At 65.0% G+C, this 22,158-nt stretch carries 17 protein-coding genes, 3 rRNA genes and 1 pseudogene; 18 read left to right on the forward strand and 3 right to left on the reverse strand.

Going from position 1 to position 22,158, the window contains the following annotated elements; translation table 11 throughout:
• The first annotated feature begins 11 nt into the window (after window positions 1-11).
• From prmC to G6N14_RS03995, 13 genes and pseudogenes are all read left to right on the forward strand, one after another.
• A complete protein-coding gene (prmC, locus tag G6N14_RS03935; protein WP_234808755.1) occupies window positions 12-905 on the forward strand; it encodes a peptide chain release factor N(5)-glutamine methyltransferase in 894 nt (297 codons plus the stop codon).
• The gene (locus G6N14_RS03940; RefSeq protein ID WP_085133775.1) at window positions 902-1,561 is read left to right on the forward strand and encodes an L-threonylcarbamoyladenylate synthase; all 660 of its coding nucleotides are present in this window, start codon (window positions 902-904) and stop codon (window positions 1,559-1,561) included. The genes prmC and G6N14_RS03940 overlap by 4 nt, the downstream gene beginning before the upstream one ends.
• Window positions 1,558-2,736 (forward strand): glycosyltransferase family 4 protein, encoded by a 1,179-nt coding sequence (locus tag G6N14_RS03945; protein ID WP_085133776.1) that lies wholly within the window; start codon window positions 1,558-1,560, stop codon window positions 2,734-2,736. The genes G6N14_RS03940 and G6N14_RS03945 overlap by 4 nt, the downstream gene beginning before the upstream one ends.
• Before the next feature lie 115 nt (window positions 2,737-2,851).
• Window positions 2,852-3,298 carry an ATP synthase subunit I gene (locus tag G6N14_RS03950; protein WP_085133777.1) on the forward strand — a complete coding sequence of 149 codons (447 nt, stop codon included), beginning with the start codon at window positions 2,852-2,854 and terminating at the stop codon, window positions 3,296-3,298.
• The gene (gene atpB / locus G6N14_RS03955; protein ID WP_085133778.1) at window positions 3,291-4,046 is read left to right on the forward strand and encodes a F0F1 ATP synthase subunit A; all 756 of its coding nucleotides are present in this window, start codon (window positions 3,291-3,293) and stop codon (window positions 4,044-4,046) included. The genes G6N14_RS03950 and atpB overlap by 8 nt, the downstream gene beginning before the upstream one ends.
• A gap of 61 nt (window positions 4,047-4,107) precedes the next feature.
• Complete coding sequence (locus G6N14_RS03960) at window positions 4,108-4,368, forward strand: F0F1 ATP synthase subunit C (RefSeq protein ID WP_019735417.1); 261 nt, start codon at window positions 4,108-4,110, stop codon at window positions 4,366-4,368.
• An 8-nt stretch (window positions 4,369-4,376) separates the two neighbouring features.
• A complete protein-coding gene (locus G6N14_RS03965) occupies window positions 4,377-4,898 on the forward strand; it encodes a F0F1 ATP synthase subunit B (protein WP_085133779.1) in 522 nt (173 codons plus the stop codon).
• 8 nt (window positions 4,899-4,906) lie between these two features.
• Window positions 4,907-6,244: a F0F1 ATP synthase subunit B/delta gene (locus tag G6N14_RS03970; RefSeq protein WP_085133780.1), complete on the forward strand. Its 1,338-nt coding sequence runs from the start codon at window positions 4,907-4,909 to the stop codon at window positions 6,242-6,244.
• Window positions 6,245-6,305: 61 nt separating this feature from the next.
• Window positions 6,306-7,955 carry a F0F1 ATP synthase subunit alpha gene (atpA, locus tag G6N14_RS03975; RefSeq protein WP_085133781.1) on the forward strand — a complete coding sequence of 550 codons (1,650 nt, stop codon included), beginning with the start codon at window positions 6,306-6,308 and terminating at the stop codon, window positions 7,953-7,955.
• Between the two features lie 7 nt (window positions 7,956-7,962).
• Complete coding sequence (locus G6N14_RS03980) at window positions 7,963-8,886, forward strand: F0F1 ATP synthase subunit gamma (RefSeq protein ID WP_085133782.1); 924 nt, start codon at window positions 7,963-7,965, stop codon at window positions 8,884-8,886.
• A gap of 24 nt (window positions 8,887-8,910) precedes the next feature.
• On the forward strand, window positions 8,911-10,341 hold the full coding sequence (atpD, locus tag G6N14_RS03985) for a F0F1 ATP synthase subunit beta (protein ID WP_085133783.1): 1,431 nt from the start codon (window positions 8,911-8,913) through the stop codon (window positions 10,339-10,341).
• 34 nt (window positions 10,342-10,375) lie between these two features.
• Window positions 10,376-10,741, forward strand: coding sequence for a F0F1 ATP synthase subunit epsilon (locus tag G6N14_RS03990; RefSeq protein ID WP_046321570.1), 366 nt, complete (start codon window positions 10,376-10,378; stop codon window positions 10,739-10,741).
• A gap of 13 nt (window positions 10,742-10,754) precedes the next feature.
• Window positions 10,755-11,192: pseudogene (locus tag G6N14_RS03995) on the forward strand (DUF2550 domain-containing protein); the annotation flags it as partial.
• Between the two features lie 31 nt (window positions 11,193-11,223).
• Here G6N14_RS03995 and G6N14_RS04000 read toward each other — a convergent pair.
• On the reverse strand, window positions 11,224-11,817 hold the full coding sequence (locus G6N14_RS04000) for a cob(I)yrinic acid a,c-diamide adenosyltransferase (protein WP_085133785.1): 594 nt from the start codon (window positions 11,815-11,817) through the stop codon (window positions 11,224-11,226).
• A gap of 99 nt (window positions 11,818-11,916) precedes the next feature.
• Between G6N14_RS04000 and murA the strand changes: the two genes are divergently transcribed.
• The 5 genes from murA (at window position 11,917) to G6N14_RS04025 (ending at window position 20,080) form a co-directional block, all read left to right on the forward strand.
• Complete coding sequence (gene murA / locus G6N14_RS04005; protein WP_085133786.1) at window positions 11,917-13,170, forward strand: UDP-N-acetylglucosamine 1-carboxyvinyltransferase; 1,254 nt, start codon at window positions 11,917-11,919, stop codon at window positions 13,168-13,170.
• Between the two features lie 273 nt (window positions 13,171-13,443).
• A 16S ribosomal RNA gene (locus G6N14_RS04010) occupies window positions 13,444-14,978 on the forward strand.
• A gap of 361 nt (window positions 14,979-15,339) precedes the next feature.
• Window positions 15,340-18,458 (forward strand): 23S ribosomal RNA (locus G6N14_RS04015).
• Window positions 18,459-18,580: 122 nt separating this feature from the next.
• Window positions 18,581-18,693, forward strand: a 5S ribosomal RNA gene (rrf, locus tag G6N14_RS04020).
• The 16S, 23S and 5S rRNA genes sit together here, the layout of an rRNA operon.
• Before the next feature lie 280 nt (window positions 18,694-18,973).
• On the forward strand, window positions 18,974-20,080 hold the full coding sequence (locus tag G6N14_RS04025; protein ID WP_234808829.1) for a PE-PPE domain-containing protein: 1,107 nt from the start codon (window positions 18,974-18,976) through the stop codon (window positions 20,078-20,080).
• 47 nt (window positions 20,081-20,127) lie between these two features.
• On the opposite strand, the gene G6N14_RS04030 is transcribed toward G6N14_RS04025, so the two are convergent.
• Together G6N14_RS04030 and G6N14_RS04035 are read right to left on the reverse strand one after the other, a co-directional pair.
• Window positions 20,128-20,619 (reverse strand): methylated-DNA--[protein]-cysteine S-methyltransferase, encoded by a 492-nt coding sequence (locus G6N14_RS04030; RefSeq protein ID WP_085134655.1) that lies wholly within the window; start codon window positions 20,617-20,619, stop codon window positions 20,128-20,130.
• Window positions 20,616-22,121 (reverse strand): DNA-3-methyladenine glycosylase 2 family protein, encoded by a 1,506-nt coding sequence (locus G6N14_RS04035; protein WP_085134656.1) that lies wholly within the window; start codon window positions 22,119-22,121, stop codon window positions 20,616-20,618. The genes G6N14_RS04030 and G6N14_RS04035 overlap by 4 nt, the downstream gene beginning before the upstream one ends.
• Window positions 22,122-22,158 lie beyond the last annotated feature (37 nt).

Raw genomic sequence — 22,158 nt, forward strand, 5'->3', positions numbered from 1 at the left:
CTGCGGTGACGATGCAGAGCGAAGCGATGAGCAGCAGACGGCGATCTCGGTCCGATCTCCGGGACGCAATCGATTCCGCTGCGGCGCTTTTCGCTGACGTCGGGATCGACTCCGCCCGCTACGACGCCGAAGAACTCGCCGCCCACGCGGCGGGCACCGATCGTGGCCGGCTGGCGTTGCTGGAATCTCCCGACGACGAATTCTTCAGCCGCTACCGCCAACTCGTCGCCGCGCGCAGCTCCCGTATCCCGCTGCAGCACCTGATCGGGACCGCTGCCTTCGGACCGGTGCTGCTGCATGTCGGTCCCGGGGTGTTCATTCCGCGGCCGGAGACCGAGGCCATGCTCGAATGGATCCTCAAACACGTTGCGGCGCAACCTCTGGGCCCGGCGCCGGTGATCGTCGACGCCTGCACCGGGTCAGGAGCACTGGCAGTCGCGTTGTCCCGCAGTTTCCCCAGCGCCCGGGTGTTTGCGGTTGAGGACTCCGAGGAGGCGCTGAACTACGCTGCGCGCAACTGCGCGGACACGCCGGTGGAGCTGGTTCGCGCCGATGTGACCACGCCCGGCCTGCTGGCGCAGTGGCATGGCCGGGTCGACCTGATGGTCAGCAACCCGCCCTATATTCCCGACGGTGCAGATCTCGACCCTGAAGTGGCCCAGCATGATCCGGCGCATGCGTTGTTCGGCGGGCCGGACGGAATGTCGGTGATCGCCCCGCTGGCCGGCCTTGCCGCGCGGTTACTGCGCCCGGGCGGTGTGTTCGCCGTCGAACATGACGACACCACGGCGGCGGCCACGGTGCGCACCGTGCGCGACACCGGGGGATTCGCCGAGGTGGTGTCGCGGCCGGACTTCACCGGACGGCTCCGGTTCGTGACAGCTATCAGGAACGGCCAACCATGACAGAGGTTTACGACTGTGCCGATGCGGACCGGCGTGCGGCCGGCGTAGCAGCGGCGATCGACGCCGTGCGTGGTGGCCGCCTGGTGGTGCTGCCGACCGACACCGTCTACGGCATCGGCGCCGATGCCTTCAACGCCGCGGGAGTCACCGCACTGCTGGCGGCCAAGCGACGCGGCCGCGACATGCCGGTGGGTGTGCTGGTCGGGTCGTGGAGTTCCATCGACGGGCTGGCCCTGATCGTGCCGGCGACTGCCCGCGAGCTGATCCGGGCGTTCTGGCCGGGCGCGTTGAGCCTGATCGTCAGGCAGGCGCCGTCGTTGCAGTGGGACCTCGGCGAGGCCCGCGGCACCGTCATGGTGCGCATGCCGCTGCATCCGGTGGCGCTGGAGGTCCTCAAAGCGGTGGGGCCGATGGCGGTGTCGAGTGCCAACGTCTCCGGCTCGCCGCCGGCGGCCGACGCCGCCGAAGCCCAGCGCCAGCTGGGGGAGTCCGTCGAGGTCTACCTCGATGCGGGCGCTGCCGAGCAGGGGGAGGCCTCCACGATCGTCGACCTCACCGGTCCCACGCCCCGGATCGTCCGGCCCGGCCCGATCTCCGCCGAACAGATCGGTGCCGTGCTGGGCCTGGAGGCGGACGAGCTGATGGGGACACCGTGACCAGCCTGCTGGCCCTGGCCGACCGGGGCGCCGGTGTGCCGTTGCGTGAGCTGGCGCTGGTCGGGCTCACCGCCGCGATCATCACCTACTTCAGCACCGGCCCGGTCCGCTGGCTGGCCACCCGGATCGGCGCGGTCGCCTATCCGCGCGAGCGGGACGTGCACGTACGGCCGACGCCGCGCATGGGTGGCCTGGCAATGTATGTCGGCATCGTCGCCGGGATCTTCCTGGCCTCGCAGCTGCCGGCACTGACCCGTGGATTCGTCTATTCCACCGGCATGCCCGCGGTGGTGCTCGCCGGCGGGGTCATCATGGGAATCGGTCTGCTCGACGACAAATGGGGCTTGGACGCCCTCACCAAATTCGCGGGCCAGATCACCGCGGCCAGCGTGCTGGTCACCATGGGGGTGGCCTGGAGCGTGCTTTACATCCCCATCGGCGGCGTCGGCACCGTGGTGCTCGACCAGGTGGCATCCATCCTGCTCACGCTGGCGCTGACCGTGTCGATCGTCAACGCGATGAACTTCGTGGACGGCCTGGACGGCCTGGCTGCCGGCCTGGGTCTGATCACCGCACTGGCCATCTGCATGTTCTCCGTCGGCGTGCTGCAGGACCACGGCGGTGACGTGCTGTTCTACCCGCCCGCGCTGATCTCGGTGGTGCTGGCCGGGGCGTGCTTGGGTTTCCTGCCGCACAACTTCAGTCCCGCGAAGATCTTCATGGGCGATTCCGGTTCGATGCTGATCGGGCTGATGCTGGCCGCGGCCTCGACCACCGCGGCGGGGCCGATCTCACAGACCGCCTACGGCGCGCGCGACGTCTTCGCGCTCTTGTCGCCGTTCTTGCTGGTGGCCGCGGTGATGTGTGTCCCCGCCCTGGACGTGGCACTGGCGATCATCCGCCGTACCCGGGCCGGTCTCAGTCCCTTCAGCCCGGACAAGATGCACCTGCACCACCGGCTGCTGCAGATCGGCCATTCCGACCGTCGGGTGGTCTTGCTGATCTACTTGTGGACGGCGATTGTCGCCTTCGGCGCGGCCAGCACCATCTTCTTCGACCCGCGCTATACCGGTGCGGTGATGCTGGGTGCGATGCTGATCGCGGTTGTCGTTACGCTCATCCCGTTGCTACGCCGGGACAATGCCTCGGACGACGGCCCCTACGACACACGGTAGTAGCACCGTCTAGGATGGTGTTGTAGGTGGTTCCACAGCGCGTTCGGGCATCCGATACGCTCGGCGGGCGACGCCACGACATTGGCGCACGGCAGACTCAGATTGGGGTGAAGCGGTGACGACACCAGCGCAGGATGCGCCGTTGGTGTTGCCGTCGGTGGTATTCCAGCCGATTCGGCTGCTGCTGATCTGTCTGGTGCTCACCGGCGCCGCAATCGCCGTGGCCGCTCAGTTCGGCAGCCCGATGTTCGGGGTGTTCTTCGGGCTGGGCCTGGCGCTCGGTCTGGGCAACGCCCTGCTGATCCGCCGCTCCGCGCTGCGGATCACCGCCTCCGACCATCCGCTGAAGAAGAAGATGGCGCTGAACTCGGCGTCTCGTCTGCTGGTCATCAGCGTGATCGGCCTGGCAATTGCTTACCAGTTCCGGCCGGCGGGTCTCGGCGCGCTGTTCGGGCTGGCCTTGTTCGAGGTAGTACTGGTGCTGACCACCATGCTGCCAGTGGTAAAAAAGCTCCGCGCGCAAGCGTCAGAGTCCGGCGCTGAAGGGACAGCAAATGACTGAGTCGATCCTGGCCGAGGGAGCCATTGAGGTCGGCCACCACGAGACCGCGGTGTGGCCGCTGGTCGGTGAGGTCAACATCGACACCATCCTGTCCACCTCGATCGCCGCGGTAATCGTGATCGCACTGGCGCTGTTCCTGCGCGCCAAGGTCACATCCACCGGCGTTCCCGGCGGGGTGCAGCTGTTCTTCGAGGCCATCACCATTCAGATGCGCAACCAGATCGAGGGCGCCATCGGGATGAAGGTCGCGCCGTTCGTGCTGCCGCTGGCCGTCACCATCTTCGTCTTCATCCTGGTCTGCAACTGGCTGTCGGTGCTGCCGGTGCAGTACGCCGACGAGCACGGCGTCCACGAGCTGCTTTCCTCTGCCGCGGCCGACATCAACTTCGTGCTGGCACTGGCGCTGTTCGTGTTCTGCGGCTACCACCTGGCCGGCTTCTGGCGGCGCGGTTTCATCGGCCACCCGCTGCGGGTGCTCAAGGGCCACGTGGCGGTCCTGGCGCCGATCAACCTGGTCGAGGAAGTCGCCAAGCCGGTCTCGCTGTCGCTGCGTCTGTTCGGCAACATCTTCGCCGGCGGCATCCTGGTCAGCTTGATCTCGTTGCTCGGGCCCTACTTCATGGTCGCGCCGAACGCGATCTGGAAGACCTTCGACCTGTTCGTCGGGCTGATCCAGGCGTTCATCTTCGCGCTGCTGACCATCCTGTACTTCAGCCAGGCCATGGAGCTCGAAGAAGACCACCACTAGTACAACCTGCAGGACCACATCAGACCTGGTAGAGCACTACCAGCTAGCAAGGAGGAATGAAATGGCAGATCCCAATCTGATCGGACTCGGTGCCCTCATCGGCGGCGGTCTCATCATGGGCGGTGGCGCCATCGGCGCCGGTATCGGTGATGGTATCGCCGGTAACGCGCTGATCGCCGGAATTGCCCGCCAGCCCGAGGCTCAGGGTCGGCTGTTCACCCCGTTCTTCATCACGGTTGGTCTGGTCGAGGCGGCCTACTTCATCAACCTGGCCTTCATGGCGTTGTTCGTCTTCGCCACCCCGATCGCCGCACAGCAGTAACGCGCACGATGGGTGACATGAGCGTTGTTGTCCTCGCAATGAGCGAGGCGGCTGAGGAAGGCCAGAAGAAGAGCTTCCTCATTCCCGACGGCACCTTCTTCGTCGTGCTCGCGATCTTCGTGATCGTGCTGGCCGTGATCAGTACCTTCGTGGTGCCGCCGATCATGAAGGTGCTGCGGGAACGCGAGAACATGGTCACCAAGACACTCGCCGACAACCGCGAGTCCGCCGAGCAGTTCGCGGCCGCCGACGCCGACTACGAGAAGCAGATGGCGGCGGCGCGCTTGGCGGCATCGACGGCACGGGATGACGCTCGTGCCGAGGGCCGCAAGGTGATCGAGGAGCAGCGGTCGGCGGCAGAGGCGGAGGTGGCTTCGAAGTTGCAAGCCGCCACCGACCAACTGAAGCAAGAAGGCGATGCGGTGAATGAGCAGCTGCAGGCCCGGGTGGAGACGCTGTCTGCCACCCTGGCCAGCCGGATCCTCGGCGTAGAGGTCGAGGCTCTTTCCGCGGCGAGCACGGGGCGGTAGCAACAGAGATGTCGATTTTCATCGGGCAGCTGGTCGGCTTTGCGATCATCGTGTGGCTGCTGGTCAAGTTCGTGGTGCCACCGGTGCGCAAGCTGATGGCCGACCAGCAGGAATCGGTGCGCAAGCAGCTGGAGGAGGCGGCAGCGGCCGCCGCCCGCCTGGCCGAAGCCGGCCAGGCGCACTCCGCGGCGCTGGCCAATGCCGCCACCGAGTCCGAACGCGTCACCGCCGAAGCCCGCACGGATGCCGAGCGGATCGCCGAGCAGCTGCGCAGCCAGGCCGGTGCCGAGGCGGAACGCGTCAAGGCTTCCGGCGGTCAGCAGGTCGGCCTGTTGCGGGCGCAACTCATCCGTGAGTTGCGGTCGGAGCTGGGCGACGAGGCTGTGCAGCGGGCCGCCGATCTGGTTCGCGCCCATGTGGCCGACCCGCAGCGCCAGTCCGCCACCGTCGACCGGTTCCTCGACGAGCTCGACGCCATGGCGCCGACTGCCGTCGAGGTGGAATCGCCGATCCTGGTCCAGATGCGCTCGGCCAGCCGGCAGGCACTGGCCGGACTGCTGGGCAAATTCGACGAGGTGGCCGGTGGCCTGGACCAGCAGGGCTTGACCGCGCTGGCCGGTGACCTGTCCGCGGTCGCCGAAGTGCTCCAGCGCGAAAGCGTCGTCACCCGGCACCTGAGCGTGCCGACGGACGACGCCGCACCGAAGGTGCGGCTGGTGCAGCGCCTGTTCGCCGACAAGATCGGCGCGCCGGCCCTGACCCTGGTGACCGAGGCGGCCGCGGCCCGGTGGTCTCACGGTTCCGACCTGGTCACCGCGGTCGAGCACGTCGCCCGGCAGGCCCTGCTGCTTTCGGCCGAAGGGGCGGGCACCGTCGACGAGGTGGAGGACCAGTTGTTCCGGTTCTCCCGCCTGCTCGACGCCCAGCCCCGGTTGGACATCCTGCTCGGCGACACCGCGACCCCGGCCACCGGTCGGGTCGGGCTGCTGCGCAAGGTCATCGGCGAGGGCAGCGGCGTCAACCCGATCACCGCAGCGCTGCTCGAGCAGACGGTGCGGCTGTTGCGTGGCCAGTCCGCGCATCAGGCGATCACCGAGCTGGCCTCGATCGCCGTGGCACGCCGCGGCGAGCTGGTGGCGCAGGTCGGTGCGGCCGCCGAGCTCAGTGACGCCCAGCGCAGCCGGCTGAAGACGGTCCTGAGCCGGATCTACAGCCACCCGGTCCGTGTGCAGGCCGGGGTCGACCCGGCGCTGCTGGGCGGGCTGACCATCTCGGTCGGCGACGAGGTGATCGACGGCACGCTGTCGTCACGCCTCGCGGCCGCCAAGACGCATTTGCCCGACTGATCAAGACCTACCAGGTCCAAGAGCCCACAACCCATTTTCGAAGGCAGGAAGACGAGAAGCCATGGCAGAGTTGACAATCTCCTCTGACGACATTCAGGGGGCGATCGAGGAGTACGTGAGCTCCTTCAGTGCCGAAACCGCGCGCGAGGAGGTCGGCACCGTCATCGACGCCGGCGACGGCATCGCACACGTCGAGGGCCTGCCTTCGGTGATGACCCAGGAGCTCCTCGAGTTCCCCGGCGGGGTGCTGGGCGTGGCCCTGAACCTCGACGAGCACAACGTCGGTGCGGTCATCCTGGGTAACTTCGAGAACATCCAAGAGGGCCAGCAGGTCAAGCGCACCGGTGAGGTGCTCTCGGTGCCCGTCGGCGACGGCTTCCTCGGTCGCGTCGTCAACCCGCTGGGGCAGCCGATCGACGCCCGCGGCGAGATCGAAGCCGAGACCCGCCGTCCCCTGGAGATGCAGGCCCCCTCGGTGGTGCAGCGCCAGAGCGTCAGCGAGCCGCTGCAGACCGGCATCAAGGCGGTCGACGCCATGACCCCGATCGGCCGCGGCCAGCGTCAGCTCGTCATCGGCGACCGCAAGACCGGCAAGACCGCACTGTGCGTGGACACCATCCTCAACCAGCGTAAGAACTGGGAGACCGGCGACCCCAACCAGCAGGTCCGCTGCGTCTACGTCGCGATCGGCCAGAAGGGCACCACCATCGCCAGCGTGCGTCGCGCGCTGGAAGAGGGCGGCGCCATGGACTACACCACGATCGTCGCCGCACCGGCGTCGGACTCGGCCGGCTTCAAGTGGCTGGCTCCCTACACCGGCTCGGCGATCGCCCAGCACTGGATGTACTCCGGCAAGCACGTGCTGATCGTCTTCGACGACCTGACCAAGCAGGCCGAGGCCTACCGCGCGATCTCGCTGCTGCTGCGCCGTCCGCCGGGCCGCGAGGCCTACCCCGGTGACGTGTTCTACCTGCACTCGCGCCTGCTGGAGCGTTGCGCCAAGCTCTCCGACGAGCTCGGCGGCGGATCGCTGACCGGCCTGCCGATCATCGAGACCAAGGCCAACGACATCTCGGCCTACATCCCGACCAACGTCATCTCCATCACCGACGGCCAGTGCTTCCTGGAAAGCGACCTGTTCAACCAGGGTGTCCGGCCGGCCATCAACGTCGGTGTGTCGGTTTCGCGTGTCGGTGGCGCCGCGCAGATCAAGGCCATGAAAGAGGTGGCCGGTTCGCTGCGTCTGGACCTGTCGCAGTACCGCGAGCTGGAGGCCTTCGCCGCCTTCGCCTCCGACCTGGACGCCACCAGCAAGGCCCAGCTGGAGCGCGGTGCGCGCCTGGTGGAGCTGCTGAAGCAGCCGCAGTACGCGCCGATGGCGGTCGAAGAGCAGGTGGTCTCGATCTTCCTCGGTACCGAAGGCCACCTGGACTCGGTGCCGGTCGAGGACGTGGGCCGCTTCGAAGCCGAGCTGCTGGACCACATCCGGGCCTCCGAGAGCGACATCCTCACCGGCATCCGGGAGTCCAAGAAGCTCTCCGAGGAGGCCAGCGAGAAGCTGGTCGCGGTGATCAACCAGTTCAAGAAGGGGTTCGCCGCCACTGACGGCAGCTCGGTGGTTCCCAACGAGCACGTCGAGGCTCTCGGTGAGGACAAGCTCGGCAAGGAAGCGGTGCAGGTCCGCAAGGCCGCGCCGGCGAAGAAGAAGTAACGTCGCTATGGCAGCCACACTTCGTGAACTACGCGGGCGAATCCGCTCCGCCGGGTCGATCAAGAAGATCACCAAGGCACAGGAGCTGATCGCCACCTCGCGTATCGGCCGCGCGCAGGCTCGGCTCGAAACCGCACGGCCGTACGCCGACGGGATCACCCGGCTGCTCACCACGCTGGCTGCAGAGGCGGCCCTGGACCACCCGCTGCTGGTCGAGCGCAGCGAGCCCAAGCGGGCGGGTGTCCTGGTGGTGTCGTCCGACCGTGGTCTGTGTGGCGGCTACAACGCCAATGTCTTCCGCCGGGCAGAGGAGCTGTTCGCGCTGCTGCGTTCGGAGGGCAAAGACCCGGTGCTCTATGTCGTCGGCCGCAAGGCGCTGGCGTACTACAGCTTCCGGAACTGGACGGTCACCGATTCCTGGACCGGCTTCTCCGAGCAGCCGACGTATGAGAACGCCGCCGCGATCGCCTCGACCCTGGTGGAGGCGTTCCTGGCCGGGGCCGACGACGACGGCAGCCACCCGGGCACCGACGGGCTGCTCGGCGTGGACGAGTTGCACGTCGTGGCCACCGACTTCCGGTCGATGCTTTCGCAGTCGGCGGAGGCCCGTCGGATCGCCCCGATGCTGGTGGAGTACGTCGGCGAGGAGACCGGTCCCCGGACGCTGTACTCCTTCGAACCGGACGCCACCACGCTGTTCGACTCGCTGCTGCCGCGGTATCTGACCACCCGCGTGTACGCGGCGCTGCTCGACTCGGCGGCCTCGGAGCTGGCTTCGCGCCAGCGCGCGATGAAGTCGGCGACCGACAACGCCGACGACTTGATCAAAGCGTTGACCCTTGAGGCCAACCGCGAGCGTCAGGCTCAGATCACCCAGGAAATCAGCGAAATCGTCGGCGGTGCGAATGCCCTCGCCGACGCCGCCCGGTAAGTCCCCAAGGAAGCGAAGAAGATAATGACTGTTACCGCTGACAAGACAACCGCCGGCCGCGTGGTGCGCGTAACCGGCCCCGTCGTCGACGTCGAGTTCCCCCGGGGCGCGGTGCCCGAGCTGTTCAACGCTCTGCACGCCGAGATCAGCTTCTCGGAGCTGGCCAAGACCCTGACCCTCGAGGTTGCCCAGCACCTGGGCGACAACCTGGTCCGCACCATCTCGATGCAGCCCACCGACGGCCTGGTGCGTGGCACCGAGGTCACCGACACCGGTGCCGCGATCTCGGTGCCGGTCGGCCACGAGGTCAAGGGCCACGTCTTCAATGCCCTGGGCAACTGCCTGGACAAGCCGGGCTACGGCGAAGACTTCGAGCACTGGGGCATCCACCGCAAGCCCCCGCCATTCAACGAGCTGGAACCGCGCACCGAGATGCTCGAGACCGGCCTGAAGGTCGTCGACCTGCTCACCCCGTACGTCCGTGGCGGCAAGATCGCCCTGTTCGGTGGTGCCGGCGTCGGCAAGACCGTGCTCATCCAGGAGATGATCAACCGTATCGCCCGCAACTTCGGTGGCACCTCGGTGTTCGCCGGCGTGGGGGAGCGCACCCGTGAGGGCAACGACCTGTGGGTCGAGCTCGAGGACGCCAACGTGCTCAAGGACACCGCCCTGGTGTTCGGCCAGATGGACGAGCCGCCGGGCACCCGTATGCGGGTGGCGCTGTCGGCGTTGACCATGGCCGAGTGGTTCCGCGACGAGGCGGGCCAGGACGTGCTGCTGTTCATCGACAACATCTTCCGGTTCACCCAGGCCGGCTCCGAGGTCTCGACCCTGCTGGGCCGCATGCCCTCGGCCGTGGGTTACCAGCCCACGCTGGCCGACGAGATGGGTGAGCTCCAGGAGCGGATCACCTCGACCCGGGGCCGGTCCATCACCTCGATGCAGGCCGTGTACGTGCCCGCCGACGACTACACCGACCCGGCTCCGGCGACCACCTTCGCGCACCTGGACGCCACCACCGAGCTGTCCCGTGCGGTGTTCTCCAAGGGCATCTTCCCCGCGGTGGACCCGCTGGCCTCCAGCTCGACCATTCTGGACCCGGCCATCGTGGGCGAAGACCACTACCGGGTCGCCCAGGAGGTCATCCGGGTGCTGCAGCGTTACAAGGACCTGCAGGACATCATCGCCATCCTCGGTATCGACGAGCTGTCCGAAGAGGACAAGCAGCTGGTCGGCCGGGCGCGGCGTATCGAGCGGTTCCTGAGCCAGAACATGATGGCTGCCGAGCAGTTCACCGGCCAGCCCGGTTCGACGGTGCCGCTGAAGGAGACCATCGAGGCCTTCGACCGGCTCACCAAGGGCGACTTCGACCACCTGCCCGAGCAGGCGTTCTTCCTCATCGGCGGCCTCGACGACCTGGCCAAGAAGGCCGAGAGCCTGGGCGCCAAGCTGTGACCCGGAATCTTCTGGCGGCGAAAGGCGGTGGGTAATGGCAGAGCTTGACGTCGACATCGTCGCTGTCGATCGCAAGGTGTGGTCGGGCAAGGCCACGTTCATCTTCACCCGGACCACCGCCGGGGAGATCGGCATCCTGCCCGGACACATTCCGCTGGTGGCCCAGCTCGTCGACGACTCCATGGTGCGGGTTGACCGCGTCGAGGAGGGCGAGCTGCGGCTGGCCGTACATGGCGGCTTCCTGTCGGTGACCGAAGAGGGCGTCAGCATCCTGGCCGAGGCGGTCGACTTCGCCGCGGAGATCGATGAGGCGACCGCACGGCACGAGGCGCAGTCCAGCGACCCGAAGATGGCCGCTCAGGGACGGGCACGGCTGCGCGCCCTGGGTGTGATCGACTAATCGGCGTGAACCAATGAGCACGCCCATGCTGTATATGGTCGTGCTCATCGCCGTTCTCCTTTGCGCGGTGACTGCGCTGAGCTACCGGCTGTGGAAGCTGCGGCAGGGCGGGACGGCGGCGATCATGCGCGATCTGCCGGCGGTCGGCGGGCAGGGCTGGCGCCACGGCGTGGTCCGGTACCGGGGCGGCGAAGCGGCCTTTTACCGGATCTCCAGTGTGCGGCTGTGGCCGGACCGTCGGCTGTCCCGCCGTGGGGTGGAGGTGGTGGCCCGGCGTGCTCCGCGGGGCGACGAGTTCGACATCATGACCGACGCGATCGTGGTGCTGGAACTGCGCGACACCACCCAGGACCGGCGCGCCGGCTTCGAGATCGCCCTGGATCGCGGCGCGCGGACGGCCTTCCTGTCGTGGTTGGAGGCTCGGCCGTCACCGCGGGCCGGGCGCCAGAATTACTCCGATACCCCCGTCGCGCAGCGCGCCGTCAGCCCTCGGGCTGGTCGGCGGGAGATCCGCCGCCGGGCTTCCACAGGACGTCGCCGCCGGCGTTGGCCACCCGGCACAACACGAACATCAGATCCGACAACCGGTTGAGGAACTTGGACGGCAACACCGAGACGCCCTCGGGATAGGTCTCCAGCGCCGCCCAGGCCGCGCGTTCGGCGCGGCGCACCGCCGTGCGGGCCACGTGCAACAGCGCCGAGAGCGGTGTTCCGCCGGGCAGGATGAAGGAGTTCAGCGCGGGCAGTTGCTCGTTGTACTCGTCACACCAGGCTTCCACGCGGTGGATGTATTCCTCGGTGATCCGCAGGGGCGGGTACTTGGGGTTCTCGGCCAGCGGCGTCGCCAGGTCCGCGCCCGCATCGAACAAGTCGTTCTGAATCCGCAGCAGCACCGCCCGCAGGTCTTCGGCCGGTTCGCCCAGGGCGATCGCGACGCCGATGGCAGCGTTGGCCTCCTCGACATCGGCGTATGCCACCAGTCGCGGATCGGTCTTGGGCACGCGGGAGAAGTCGCTGAGCCCGGTGGTTCCGTCGTCGCCGGTGCGGGTGTAGACGCGGGTGATGTGCACGGCCATAGCCCAAACCGTACCGGGGCGGCGCCCCGCGCGATCCGGCCCCGGGCCCCAGGACGGATTGGTCGGGACGCGACACCTGACGTCACTACACTGACGCGGGTGGGAGAGCGTTTTGTGGTTACCGGGGGTAACCGGTTGTCCGGTGAGGTCGCGGTCGGCGGGGCCAAGAACAGTGTCCTGAAGCTGATGGCGGCGACCCTGTTGGCCGAGGGCACCAGCACCATCACCAACTGCCCCGACATCCTGGACGTGCCGTTGATGGCTGAGGTGCTGCGCGGGCTTGGCGCCACCGTCGAACTGGACGGCACCACGGTGCGAATCACCTCGCCGGATGAGCCGAAATACGACGCGGACTTTGCCGCGGTGCGGCAGTTCCGGGCCTCGGTGTGTGTGCTCGGGCCGTTGGTGGGCCGTTGCCTGCGGGCCAAGGTCGCGCTGCCCGGCGGCGATGCGATCGGGTCGCGTCCGCTCGACATGCATCAGGCCGGCCTGCGCCAGCTGGGTGCCACCTGCAATATCGAGCACGGCTGTGTGGTGGCGCATGCCGACGCGCTGCGGGGTGCCGAGATCCAGCTGGAGTTTCCCTCGGTCGGGGCGACCGAGAACATCTTGATGGCCGCTGTGCTGGCCGAGGGTGTCACCACCATCCACAATGCGGCGCGCGAGCCCGACGTCGCCGACCTGTGCATGATGCTCAACCAGATGGGTGCCCAGATCGAAGGCGCCGGCTCGCCGACGCTCAAGATCACCGGGGTGCCGCGCCTGCACCCGACCGAACACGAGGTGATCGGCGACCGGATCGTCGCCGCGACGTGGGCCATTGCCGCGGTCATGACCCGCGGCGACATCTCCATCACCGGAGTTGACCCGGCGCACCTGCAGTTGGTCCTGCACAAGTTGCACGACGCGGGTGCCACCGTCACCCAGTCCGATAACGGCATCCGGGTGGTCCAGTACGACCGGCCCAAGGCCGTCAATGTCGCCACCCTGCCGTTCCCGGGATTCCCCACCGATCTGCAGCCGATGGCGATCGGCCTGGCGGCGATCGCCGAGGGCACCTCGATGATCACCGAGAACGTCTTCGAAGCCCGGTTCCGGTTCGTCGAAGAGATGATTCGCCTGGGTGCCGATGCTCGCACCGACGGACACCACGCCGTGGTGCGCGGTCTGCCGCAGCTCTCCAGTGCTCCGGTGTGGGCTTCCGACATCCGGGCCGGGGCCGGTCTGGTGCTTGCGGGCCTGGTCGCAGACGGAGACACCGAGGTCCACGACGTGTATCACATCGATCGGGGCTACCCGTTGTTCGTGGAAAACCTGGCCGATTTGGGCGCTGAGATAGAACGTGTAATATAGGTCGAGTCGGAGGGACGCGGACCGCGGAACTACCGGCAGTCTGGAACTCCTTCCGGAAGCCCCGAAAAACTCGGAGTTGACTCAACTCCAACTACGGAGTATAGTAGCGGGGTTGCCTGAAGCCGGGCGTGTTGTTTGAGAACTCAATAGTGTGTTTGGTGGTTTTTGTTTGTTGTTGTTTTTTGCCATGCCTTCGGCGCCCCGTGTTGGGGGTGTGGCGTTTTTTGATGTCAGTTTTTGACTGATGTTTTGGGATTGTTTCCAAATGGTTTTTGTTTGGAGAGTTTGATCCTGGCTCAGGACGAACGCTGGCGGCGTGCTTAACACATGCAAGTCGAACGGAAAGGCCCCTTCGGGGGTACTCGAGTGGCGAACGGGTGAGTAACACGTGGGTGATCTGCCCTGCACTCTGGGATAAGCCTGGGAAACTGGGTCTAATACCGGATAGGACCGCGCGCTTCATGGTGTGTGGTGGAAAGCTTTTGCGGTGTGGGATGGGCCCGCGGCCTATCAGCTTGTTGGTGGGGTAATGGCCTACCAAGGCGACGACGGGTAGCCGGCCTGAGAGGGTGTCCGGCCACACTGGGACTGAGATACGGCCCAGACTCCTACGGGAGGCAGCAGTGGGGAATATTGCACAATGGGCGCAAGCCTGATGCAGCGACGCCGCGTGGGGGATGACGGCCTTCGGGTTGTAAACCTCTTTCAGTATCGGCGAAGCTCCGTGGTTTTCTGCGGGGTGACGGTAGGTACAGAAGAAGCACCGGCCAACTACGTGCCAGCAGCCGCGGTAATACGTAGGGTGCGAGCGTTGTCCGGAATTACTGGGCGTAAAGAGCTCGTAGGTGGTTTGTCGCGTTGTCCGTGAAAACTCACAGCTTAACTGTGGGCGTGCGGGCGATACGGGCAGACTAGAGTACTGTAGGGGAGACTGGAATTCCTGGTGTAGCGGTGGAATGCGCAGATATCAGGAGGAACACCGGTGGCGAAGGCGGGTCTCTGGGCAGTAACTGACGCTGAGGAGCGAAAGCGTGGGGAGCGAACAGGATTAGATACCCTGGTAGTCCACGCCGTAAACGGTGGGTACTAGGTGTGGGTTTCCTTCCTTTAGGGATCCGTGCCGTAGCTAACGCATTAAGTACCCCGCCTGGGGAGTACGGCCGCAAGGCTAAAACTCAAAGGAATTGACGGGGGCCCGCACAAGCGGCGGAGCATGTGGATTAATTCGATGCAACGCGAAGAACCTTACCTGGGTTTGACATGCACAGGACGCCGGTAGAGATATCGGTTCCCTTGTGGCCTGTGTGCAGGTGGTGCATGGCTGTCGTCAGCTCGTGTCGTGAGATGTTGGGTTAAGTCCCGCAACGAGCGCAACCCTTGTCTCATGTTGCCAGCACGTAATGGTGGGGACTCGTGAGAGACTGCCGGGGTCAACTCGGAGGAAGGTGGGGATGACGTCAAGTCATCATGCCCCTTATGTCCAGGGCTTCACACATGCTACAATGGCCGGTACAAAGGGCTGCGATCCCGTGAGGGTTAGCGAATCCTTTAAAGCCGGTCTCAGTTCGGATTGGGGTCTGCAACTCGACCCCATGAAGTCGGAGTCGCTAGTAATCGCAGATCAGCAACGCTGCGGTGAATACGTTCCCGGGCCTTGTACACACCGCCCGTCACGTCATGAAAGTCGGTAACACCCGAAGCCGGTGGCCTAACCCTTGTGGAGGGAGCCGTCGAAGGTGGGATCGGCGATTGGGACGAAGTCGTAACAAGGTAGCCGTACCGGAAGGTGCGGCTGGATCACCTCCTTTCTAAGGAGCACCATGTTCCCCGTCCCCACACCTGTGGGATGAGTGCGGTTGGGATATTTTTCGCCGGCGCCTGTAGTGGGTGGCCGGTGGTGCAGATTATTTTGACAACAGCAGCAGCTTTGATCACCGACCGCCAGGAACGCTTGTTTCTGGTGGCCGGCCCCGTTTTCGGGGCTGGGCACACTGTTGGGTCCTGAGACAACAGGCCCGTTTTTCGCCTCCGTGTGGGGGTGGGTGTGTTGTCGCTCCATCTTGGTGGTGGGGTGTGGTGTTTGTTTTGTGGATAGTGGTTGCGAGCATCTAGCAAGCAAGACTTTTGGTCTTGTTTGTTTTTGCAATTTTTGTTTCTTGGTTTTTGTGTTTGTAAGTGTTTAAGGGCGCATGGTGGATGCCTTGGCATCGAGAGCCGATGAAGGACGTGGGAGGCTGCGATATGCCTCGGGGAGCTGCCAACCGAGCGTGGATCCGAGGATGTCCGAATGGGGAAACCCGGCACGAGTGATGTCGTGTCACTCACTGGTGAATATATAGCCAGTGTGGAGGTAACGCGGGGAAGTGAAACATCTCAGTACCCGTAGGAAGAGAAAACAAAATGTGATTCCGTGAGTAGTGGCGAGCGAAAGCGGAGGATGGCTAAACCGTATGCATGTGATACCGGGTAGGGGTTGTGTGTGCGGGGTTGTGGGAGTGTCATGTCTGGTTCTACCTGACCGGAGGGCAGTGACAAAGTGTTGTGGTTAGCGGAAGTGGCCTGGGATGGTCTGCCGTAGACGGTGAGAGCCCGGTACGTGAAAACCCGACACCTGCCTTGTGATGTTTCCCGAGTAGCAGCGGGCCCGTGGAATCTGCTGTGAATCTGCCGGGACCACCCGGTAAGCCTGAATACTACTCGATGACCGATAGCGGATTAGTACCGTGAGGGAATGGTGAAAAGTACCCCGGGAGGGGAGTGAAATAGTACCTGAAACCATGTGCCTACAATCCGTCAGAGCCCTCCCTTGTGGTGGGGTGATGGCGTGCCTTTTGAAGAATGAGCCTGCGAGTCACCGGCACGTCGCGAGGTTAACCCGTGTGGGGTAGCCGCAGCGAAAGCGAGTCTGAATAGGGCGTATCACATCCGTTGGGGTGTGTGTAGTGGCGTGTTGTGGACCCGAAGCGGAGTGATCTACCCATGGCCAGGGTGAAGCGCGGGTAAGACCGCGTGGAGGCCCGAACCCACTTAGGTTGAAGACTGAGGGGATGAGTTGTGGGTAGGGGTGAAAGGCCAATCAAACTCCGTGATAGCTGGTTCTCCCCGAAATGCATTTAGGTGCAGCGTTGCGTGTTTCTCACCGGAGGTAGAGCTACTGGATGGCCGATGGGCCCTACTAGGTTACTGACGTCAGCCAAACTCCGAATGCCGGTGAGTATAAGCGTGGCAGTGAGACGGCGGGGGATAAGCTCCGTGCGTCGAGAGGGAAACAGCCCAGATCGCCGGCTAAGGCCCCAAAGCGTGTGCTAAGTGGAAAAGGATGTGCAGTCGCTTAGACAACCAGGAGGTTGGCTTAGAAGCAGCCACCCTTGAAAGAGTGCGTAATAGCTCACTGGTCAAGTGATTGTGCGCCGATAATGTAGCGGGGCTCAAGCACACCGCCGAAGCCGCGGCAATCCGTAAGGATTGGGTAGGGGAGCGTCCTGCATCCGGTGAAGCCACAGAGTGATCTAGTGGTGGAGGGTGTGGGAGTGAGAATGCAGGCATGAGTAGCGATGAGGCAAGTGAGAACCTTGCCCGCCGAAAGACCAAGGGTTCCTGGGCCAGGCCAGTCCTCCCAGGGTGAGTCGGGACCTAAGGCGAGGCCGACAGGCGTAGTCGATGGACAACGGGTTGATATTCCCGTACCCGTGCGTGGGCGTCCCTGATGAATCCATTCTGCTAACCACCCAAAGGGTGGTCGATCAATCCCTTCGGGGAGCGACGATCACCGGCTGCGTGGGACCCGGGTGGGTAGTAGTCAAGCGATGGGGTGACGCAGGAAGGTAGCCGTACCAGTCAGTGGTAATACTGGGGCAAGCCCGTAGGAAGTCAGATAGGCAAATCCGTCTGACATATATTCCGAGAGGTGATGCATAGCCGTTTGCGGCGAATTCGGTGATCCTATGCTGCCAAGAAAAGCCTCTAGCGAGCACACACACGGCCCGTACCCCAAACCAACACAGGTGGTCAGGTAGAGAATACCAAGGCGTACGAGTGAACTATGGTTAAGGAACTCGGCAAAATACCCCCGTAACTTCGGGAGAAGGGGGACCCTCATACCGTCATGGCCCTTGCGGCCGGCAGCGGGAGGGGGTCGCAGAAACCAGTGAGAAGCGACTGTTTACTAAAAACACAGGTCCGTGCGAAGTCGCAAGACGATGTATACGGACTGACGCCTGCCCGGTGCTGGAAGGTTAAGAGGACCGGTTAACCCTTCGGGGTGAAGCTGAGAATTTAAGCCCCAGTAAACGGCGGTGGTAACTATAACCATCCTAAGGTAGCGAAATTCCTTGTCGGGTAAGTTCCGACCTGCACGAATGGCGTAACGACTTCTCAACTGTCTCAACCATAGACTCGGCGAAATTGCATTACGAGTAAAGATGCTCGTTACGCGCGGCAGGACGAAAAGACCCCGGACCTTCACTATAGCTTGGTATTGATGTTCGATGCGGTTTGTGTAGGATAGGTGGGAGACTGTGAAACCCGCACGCCAGTGTGGGTGGAGTCGTTGTTGAAATACCACTCTGATCGTATTGGACCTCTAACTTCGAACCATGAAACTGGTTCAGGGACAGTGCCTGGTGGGTAGTTTAACTGGGGCGGTTGCCTCCTAAAATGTAACGGAGGCGCCCAAAGGTTCCCTCAACCTGGACGGCAATCAGGTGTTGAGTGTAAGTGCACAAGGGAGCTTGACTGTAAGACTGACACGTCAAACAGGGACGAAAGTCGGGACTAGTGATCCGGCACCCCCGAGTGGAAGGGGTGTCGCTCAACGGATAAAAGGTACCCCGGGGATAACAGGCTGATCTTCCCCAAGAGTCCATATCGACGGGATGGTTTGGCACCTCGATGTCGGCTCGTCGCATCCTGGGGCTGGAGCAGGTCCCAAGGGTTGGGCTGTTCGCCCATTAAAGCGGCACGCGAGCTGGGTTTAGAACGTCGTGAGACAGTTCGGTCTCTATCCGCCGCGCGCGTCAGAATCTTGAGGAGACCTGTCCCTAGTACGAGAGGACCGGGACGGACGAACCTCTGGTATACCAGTTGTTCCACCAGGAGCACGGCTGGATAGCTACGTTCGGACAGGATAACCGCTGAAAGCATCTAAGCGGGAAACCTACTCCAAGACCAGGATTCTCACCCTTTTAGAGGGATAAGGCCCCCCGCAGACTACGGGATCGATAGACCAGACCTGGAAGCACCGCAAGGTGTGCAGGGAACTGGCACTAACCGGCCGAAAACTTACCAACACAAAGAAACAACGTGTTGCCCGCAACCACACCACAAACATGTGCAAACCCACACCCCACCACCAAACACACCCGGTGGCACGGTGAACGCAATCCCGCACCACCCAACAAAAAAATAGAGTTACGGCGGACATAGCGACAGGGAAACGCCCGGTCCCATCCCGAACCCGGAAGCTAAGCCTGTCAGCGCCGATGATACTGCCCACACGGGTGGAAAAGTAGGACACCGCCGAACACAACATAAAGCCCTGTGCCCCCCAAGAAATTGGGGGGCACAGGCATTTATGCGTTCGGGCGTATTCACGCGCATTCGCGGGCTTGCGCACCGCGGGAGAATGGCTGCCGAAAATGGACCGGCCCGCGGGCTGGGACGGGCATCGCCGGCGCGGGCAGACGGATCGAACTGCTGTTGCTGGATACGTCGCGAGGCGATACCTTTAAGCGTTGCTGAGAAACGTTCCAGGAGGACCTGCGTGCGCGTTAATACTTGTCTGCCGCTTGTCGCGACCCTCGCAGTGGCCAGCTTATTCGCCGGCGCACCGGTGGTGGCGCCGCCCGCCGGTGCCCAGTCCACCGCGGTTTCGCTGACCGGCAATGGCACAGCCCTCGGGGACGGCATCGCCTACATCATGGGCGGCACCGGTATGCCGCAGCCGTCGGACCGCTACCTGGACGCGGTCGACACGCTGTACCTGCAGCCGCACGGATTCGGTGGCGACCTGGTGTCGCTGTGGACGCCGGAGAACGTCAGCTCCACCTCGCAGGCAGTGGGCGGGCAGATCCTCTACAACACGGTGATGGACCAGATCAACGGTGGCGAGGTAGACGCCGACAATCCCGTGGTGGTGTTCGGGTACTCGCAGAGTGCCTCGATCTCGGTGGCCGTGATGGAGAGACTCGCCGAGGAAGGCGTGTCCGACGATCTGGTGCGGTTCGTGCTGATCGGCTCGCCGGGAACCAGCGGCGTGCCCACGGATCTGTATTCCACCGACGTCTACAACTACGAATACGACCCGGTGGCATTCCAACCGACCTATTTCAACCCGCTGGCGACCTTGAACGCGGCGTTGGGTTTCATCTACGGCCATTCGGTGCTGTTGAGCGCCACCCCCGAGCAGGTTGCCTCCGCCATCGAACTTCCGACCTCGGACCCGGACTCGCTGGCCAGCTTCTACATGATTTCCTCGGACCTGCTGCCGGTGTTGGCCCCGCTGCAGTTGATCCCGTTCATCGGCCAGCCGCTGTATGAGCTGTGGGAGCCGGTCACCCGGATCCTGGTGAACCTCGGCTACGGCAACATCGAGAACGGCTGGCCGCCCGGCGCTGTCGATTTGCCAGCGGACTCGGGACTGTTCCCCAATGTCGACCTCGGTGAGCTGTTCACCGCGCTGGGCAACGGGGTGCAGCAGGGCATCAGCAACGCCATCGCGACATTGCTGGACCCGGACAACTACCAGATCATCCCGCTGGTCGAACATCCGTCGCTGGCCGGAGTCATTCAAGAGGGCTACATCGTGGGCGCCATCGACACGCCCACTCCGACGCTGAGCGAAGCGCTGAGCGGTCTGGTGGAGTTCTTCCAGGGCTTCACCGACACGACCGAATACCCGATGCCGGATTAGCCCTTTCGCGAACAGGCCGTAGTGCAGCGGCGGCGCCGCCGGGCCGATCAGTCGAACAGCGTGGCGTGGGTGTGCCGTTGCTCCAAATCCAACAGGGTTCTTTTGCGGTCGATGCCGCCGCCGTATCCGGTCAGGCTGCCGGTGCTGCCGATGACCCGGTGGCACGGGACGATGATCGAGAGCGGATTGCGGCCGTTGGCCAAACCCACGGCACGCGAAGCCGTGGGGGCCCCGATCTGTAGGGCCAGCTGACCGTAGGAGCGGGTCTGGCCGTACGGGATGGTCAGCAGGGCGGTCCAGACGCGGCGCTGGAACTCGGTGCCGACCATCTCATAGTCCAGGTCGAACTCGGTGCGCTCGCCGGCGAAGTACGCGGTGAGCTGCTCAACGGCAGCGGCGAACGCGGTGTCGTCGCGGACCCAGCCCGCCCGGTCGGGAGCGTGCGCGTGATCGAACATCAACAGATGGTGCAGGGTGCCGCCGCGTCCTGCCAGCGTCAGCGGGCCCAGCGGGCTCTCGACGATGCGGTAAGTGCTCATGCGATCTCCTTCGCGGCCGGCGGCCAGGCGTTCACGGCATGATCCAGGCTGGCCCATAAGTGCTGGGTCGCATAGGCGCGCCAAGGCCGCCACCGGGCACTGTGCCGGATCAGCGCCTGCGGGCTCTCGGGCAGGCCGTGCCGGCGTGCAGCTGCCTGCACACCGAGGTCGGTGGCGGGGAAGGCGTCGGGGTCGCCGAGGGCCCGCATGGCGATCACCTCCGCGGTCCAGGCCCCGATCCCGGGCAACGTCAGCAGGTCGCGGCGGGCGCGTTCCCAGTCGCAGCCCGGACTCAGGCTCAGCGTCCCCTCGGCCAGGTGCGAGACCAGGGCCAGCAGTGCCCGCCGGCGCGAGCGTGGGAGGGCCAGCCGTTCCGGATCCAGGTCGGCAAGGCATTCCGCCGACGGGAAGACGTGGGTCAGTCCACCGTCGGGATCGTCGAGCCGCTGACCGTGCGCCACCACCAGGCGATGGGCGTGGGTGCGTGCCGCCGCGGTCGAGACCTGCTGACCCAGCACCGCCCGCACCGCGAGTTCGGCCTCGTCGACGGTCCTCGGGATGCGCTGGCCCGGTGCCTTGGTCACCAGGGGGGCCAGATCGGGGTCGGCCATCAGGACGTCGACGACGGCCTGCGGGTCGGCGTCGAGGTCCAGCAACCGTCGGCAGCGGGTGATCGCGGCGGTCAGATCCCGGAAGTCGTCGAGGGCCAGGTGGCACCGGACATGGTCGCTGGCGGGCCGCAGGCTGGCGACGGCGCTTCCGTGCGGCAACCGCAGGGTGCGCCGGTAAGCGCCGTCGCGCACCTCCTCGCAGCCAGGAACCGCGCCGGCCGCCAGGTGCGCGAACACTCCCGCGTAGGCGAACGGGGTGCGTACCGGCAGCCGTAGCGACAGCACTCCCGGGCCCGATACCTCGCGGCGGCCCGGGGCGGGCGAACGCGCCGCGGCGTTGCTGCGCAACACCGACGGCGTGGTGGCGCATACGGCGCGGACGGTGTCGTTGAACTGCCGGATGCTGGCGAAACCCGCGGCGAAGGCGACATCGCCCAACGGCAGGTCAGTGGTTTCGATCAGAATGCGGGCGGTCTGGGCGCGCTGCGCGCGGGCCAGCGCCAGAGGACCGGCGCCCACCTCCGCCTGCAACAACCGCTGCAGTTGGCGGGCGGAATAGCCGAGGCGAGCGGCGAGCCCGCCGACGCCCTCCCGGTCGATCGTGCCGTCGGCGATCAACCGCATGGCCCGCCCCACGACGTCGCCGCGGATGTTCCACTCCGGCGATCCCGGTGCCGCGTCCGGCCGGCAGCGCTTGCAGGCGCGGAAACCGGCCCGCTGGGCCGCGGCGGCGGTGGGGTAGAACTCCACATTCGGCGGCAGAGGCGTGCGCGCCGGGCAGCTGGGCCGGCAATAGATCCCGGTCGTGAGGACCGCGGTGACGAACCAGCCGTCGAAGCGCGCATCCTTGGACTTCACAGCGCGATAGCAGCGGTCGAAGTCGTCGTGCACCGTTCAACCATGACATGCGCCCGCCGCCCGCACTAGC

The sequence above is a fragment of the Mycolicibacter hiberniae genome, from assembly GCF_010729485.1.
In the GTDB taxonomy this organism is placed as follows: Bacteria; Actinomycetota; Actinomycetes; order Mycobacteriales; family Mycobacteriaceae; genus Mycobacterium; species Mycobacterium hiberniae.

Excerpts from the sequence above, each read along its gene's own strand:
- prmC (WP_234808755.1), top strand. The coding sequence starts at position 12 with ATGCAGAGCGAAGCGATGAGCAGCAGACGGCGATCTCGGTCCGATCTC.
- G6N14_RS03940 (WP_085133775.1), top strand. The coding sequence starts at position 902 with ATGACAGAGGTTTACGACTGTGCCGATGCGGACCGGCGTGCGGCCGGC.
- atpB (WP_085133778.1), top strand. The coding sequence starts at position 3,291 with ATGACTGAGTCGATCCTGGCCGAGGGAGCCATTGAGGTCGGCCACCAC.
- G6N14_RS03960 (WP_019735417.1), top strand. The coding sequence starts at position 4,108 with ATGGCAGATCCCAATCTGATCGGACTCGGTGCCCTCATCGGCGGCGGT.
- G6N14_RS03965 (WP_085133779.1), top strand. The coding sequence starts at position 4,377 with ATGGGTGACATGAGCGTTGTTGTCCTCGCAATGAGCGAGGCGGCTGAG.
- G6N14_RS03970 (WP_085133780.1), top strand. The coding sequence starts at position 4,907 with ATGTCGATTTTCATCGGGCAGCTGGTCGGCTTTGCGATCATCGTGTGG.
- atpA (WP_085133781.1), top strand. The coding sequence starts at position 6,306 with ATGGCAGAGTTGACAATCTCCTCTGACGACATTCAGGGGGCGATCGAG.
- G6N14_RS03980 (WP_085133782.1), top strand. The coding sequence starts at position 7,963 with ATGGCAGCCACACTTCGTGAACTACGCGGGCGAATCCGCTCCGCCGGG.
- atpD (WP_085133783.1), top strand. The coding sequence starts at position 8,911 with ATGACTGTTACCGCTGACAAGACAACCGCCGGCCGCGTGGTGCGCGTA.
- G6N14_RS03990 (WP_046321570.1), top strand. The coding sequence starts at position 10,376 with ATGGCAGAGCTTGACGTCGACATCGTCGCTGTCGATCGCAAGGTGTGG.
- G6N14_RS04000 (WP_085133785.1), bottom strand. The coding sequence starts at position 11,817 with ATGGCCGTGCACATCACCCGCGTCTACACCCGCACCGGCGACGACGGA.
- G6N14_RS04030 (WP_085134655.1), bottom strand. The coding sequence starts at position 20,619 with ATGAGCACTTACCGCATCGTCGAGAGCCCGCTGGGCCCGCTGACGCTG.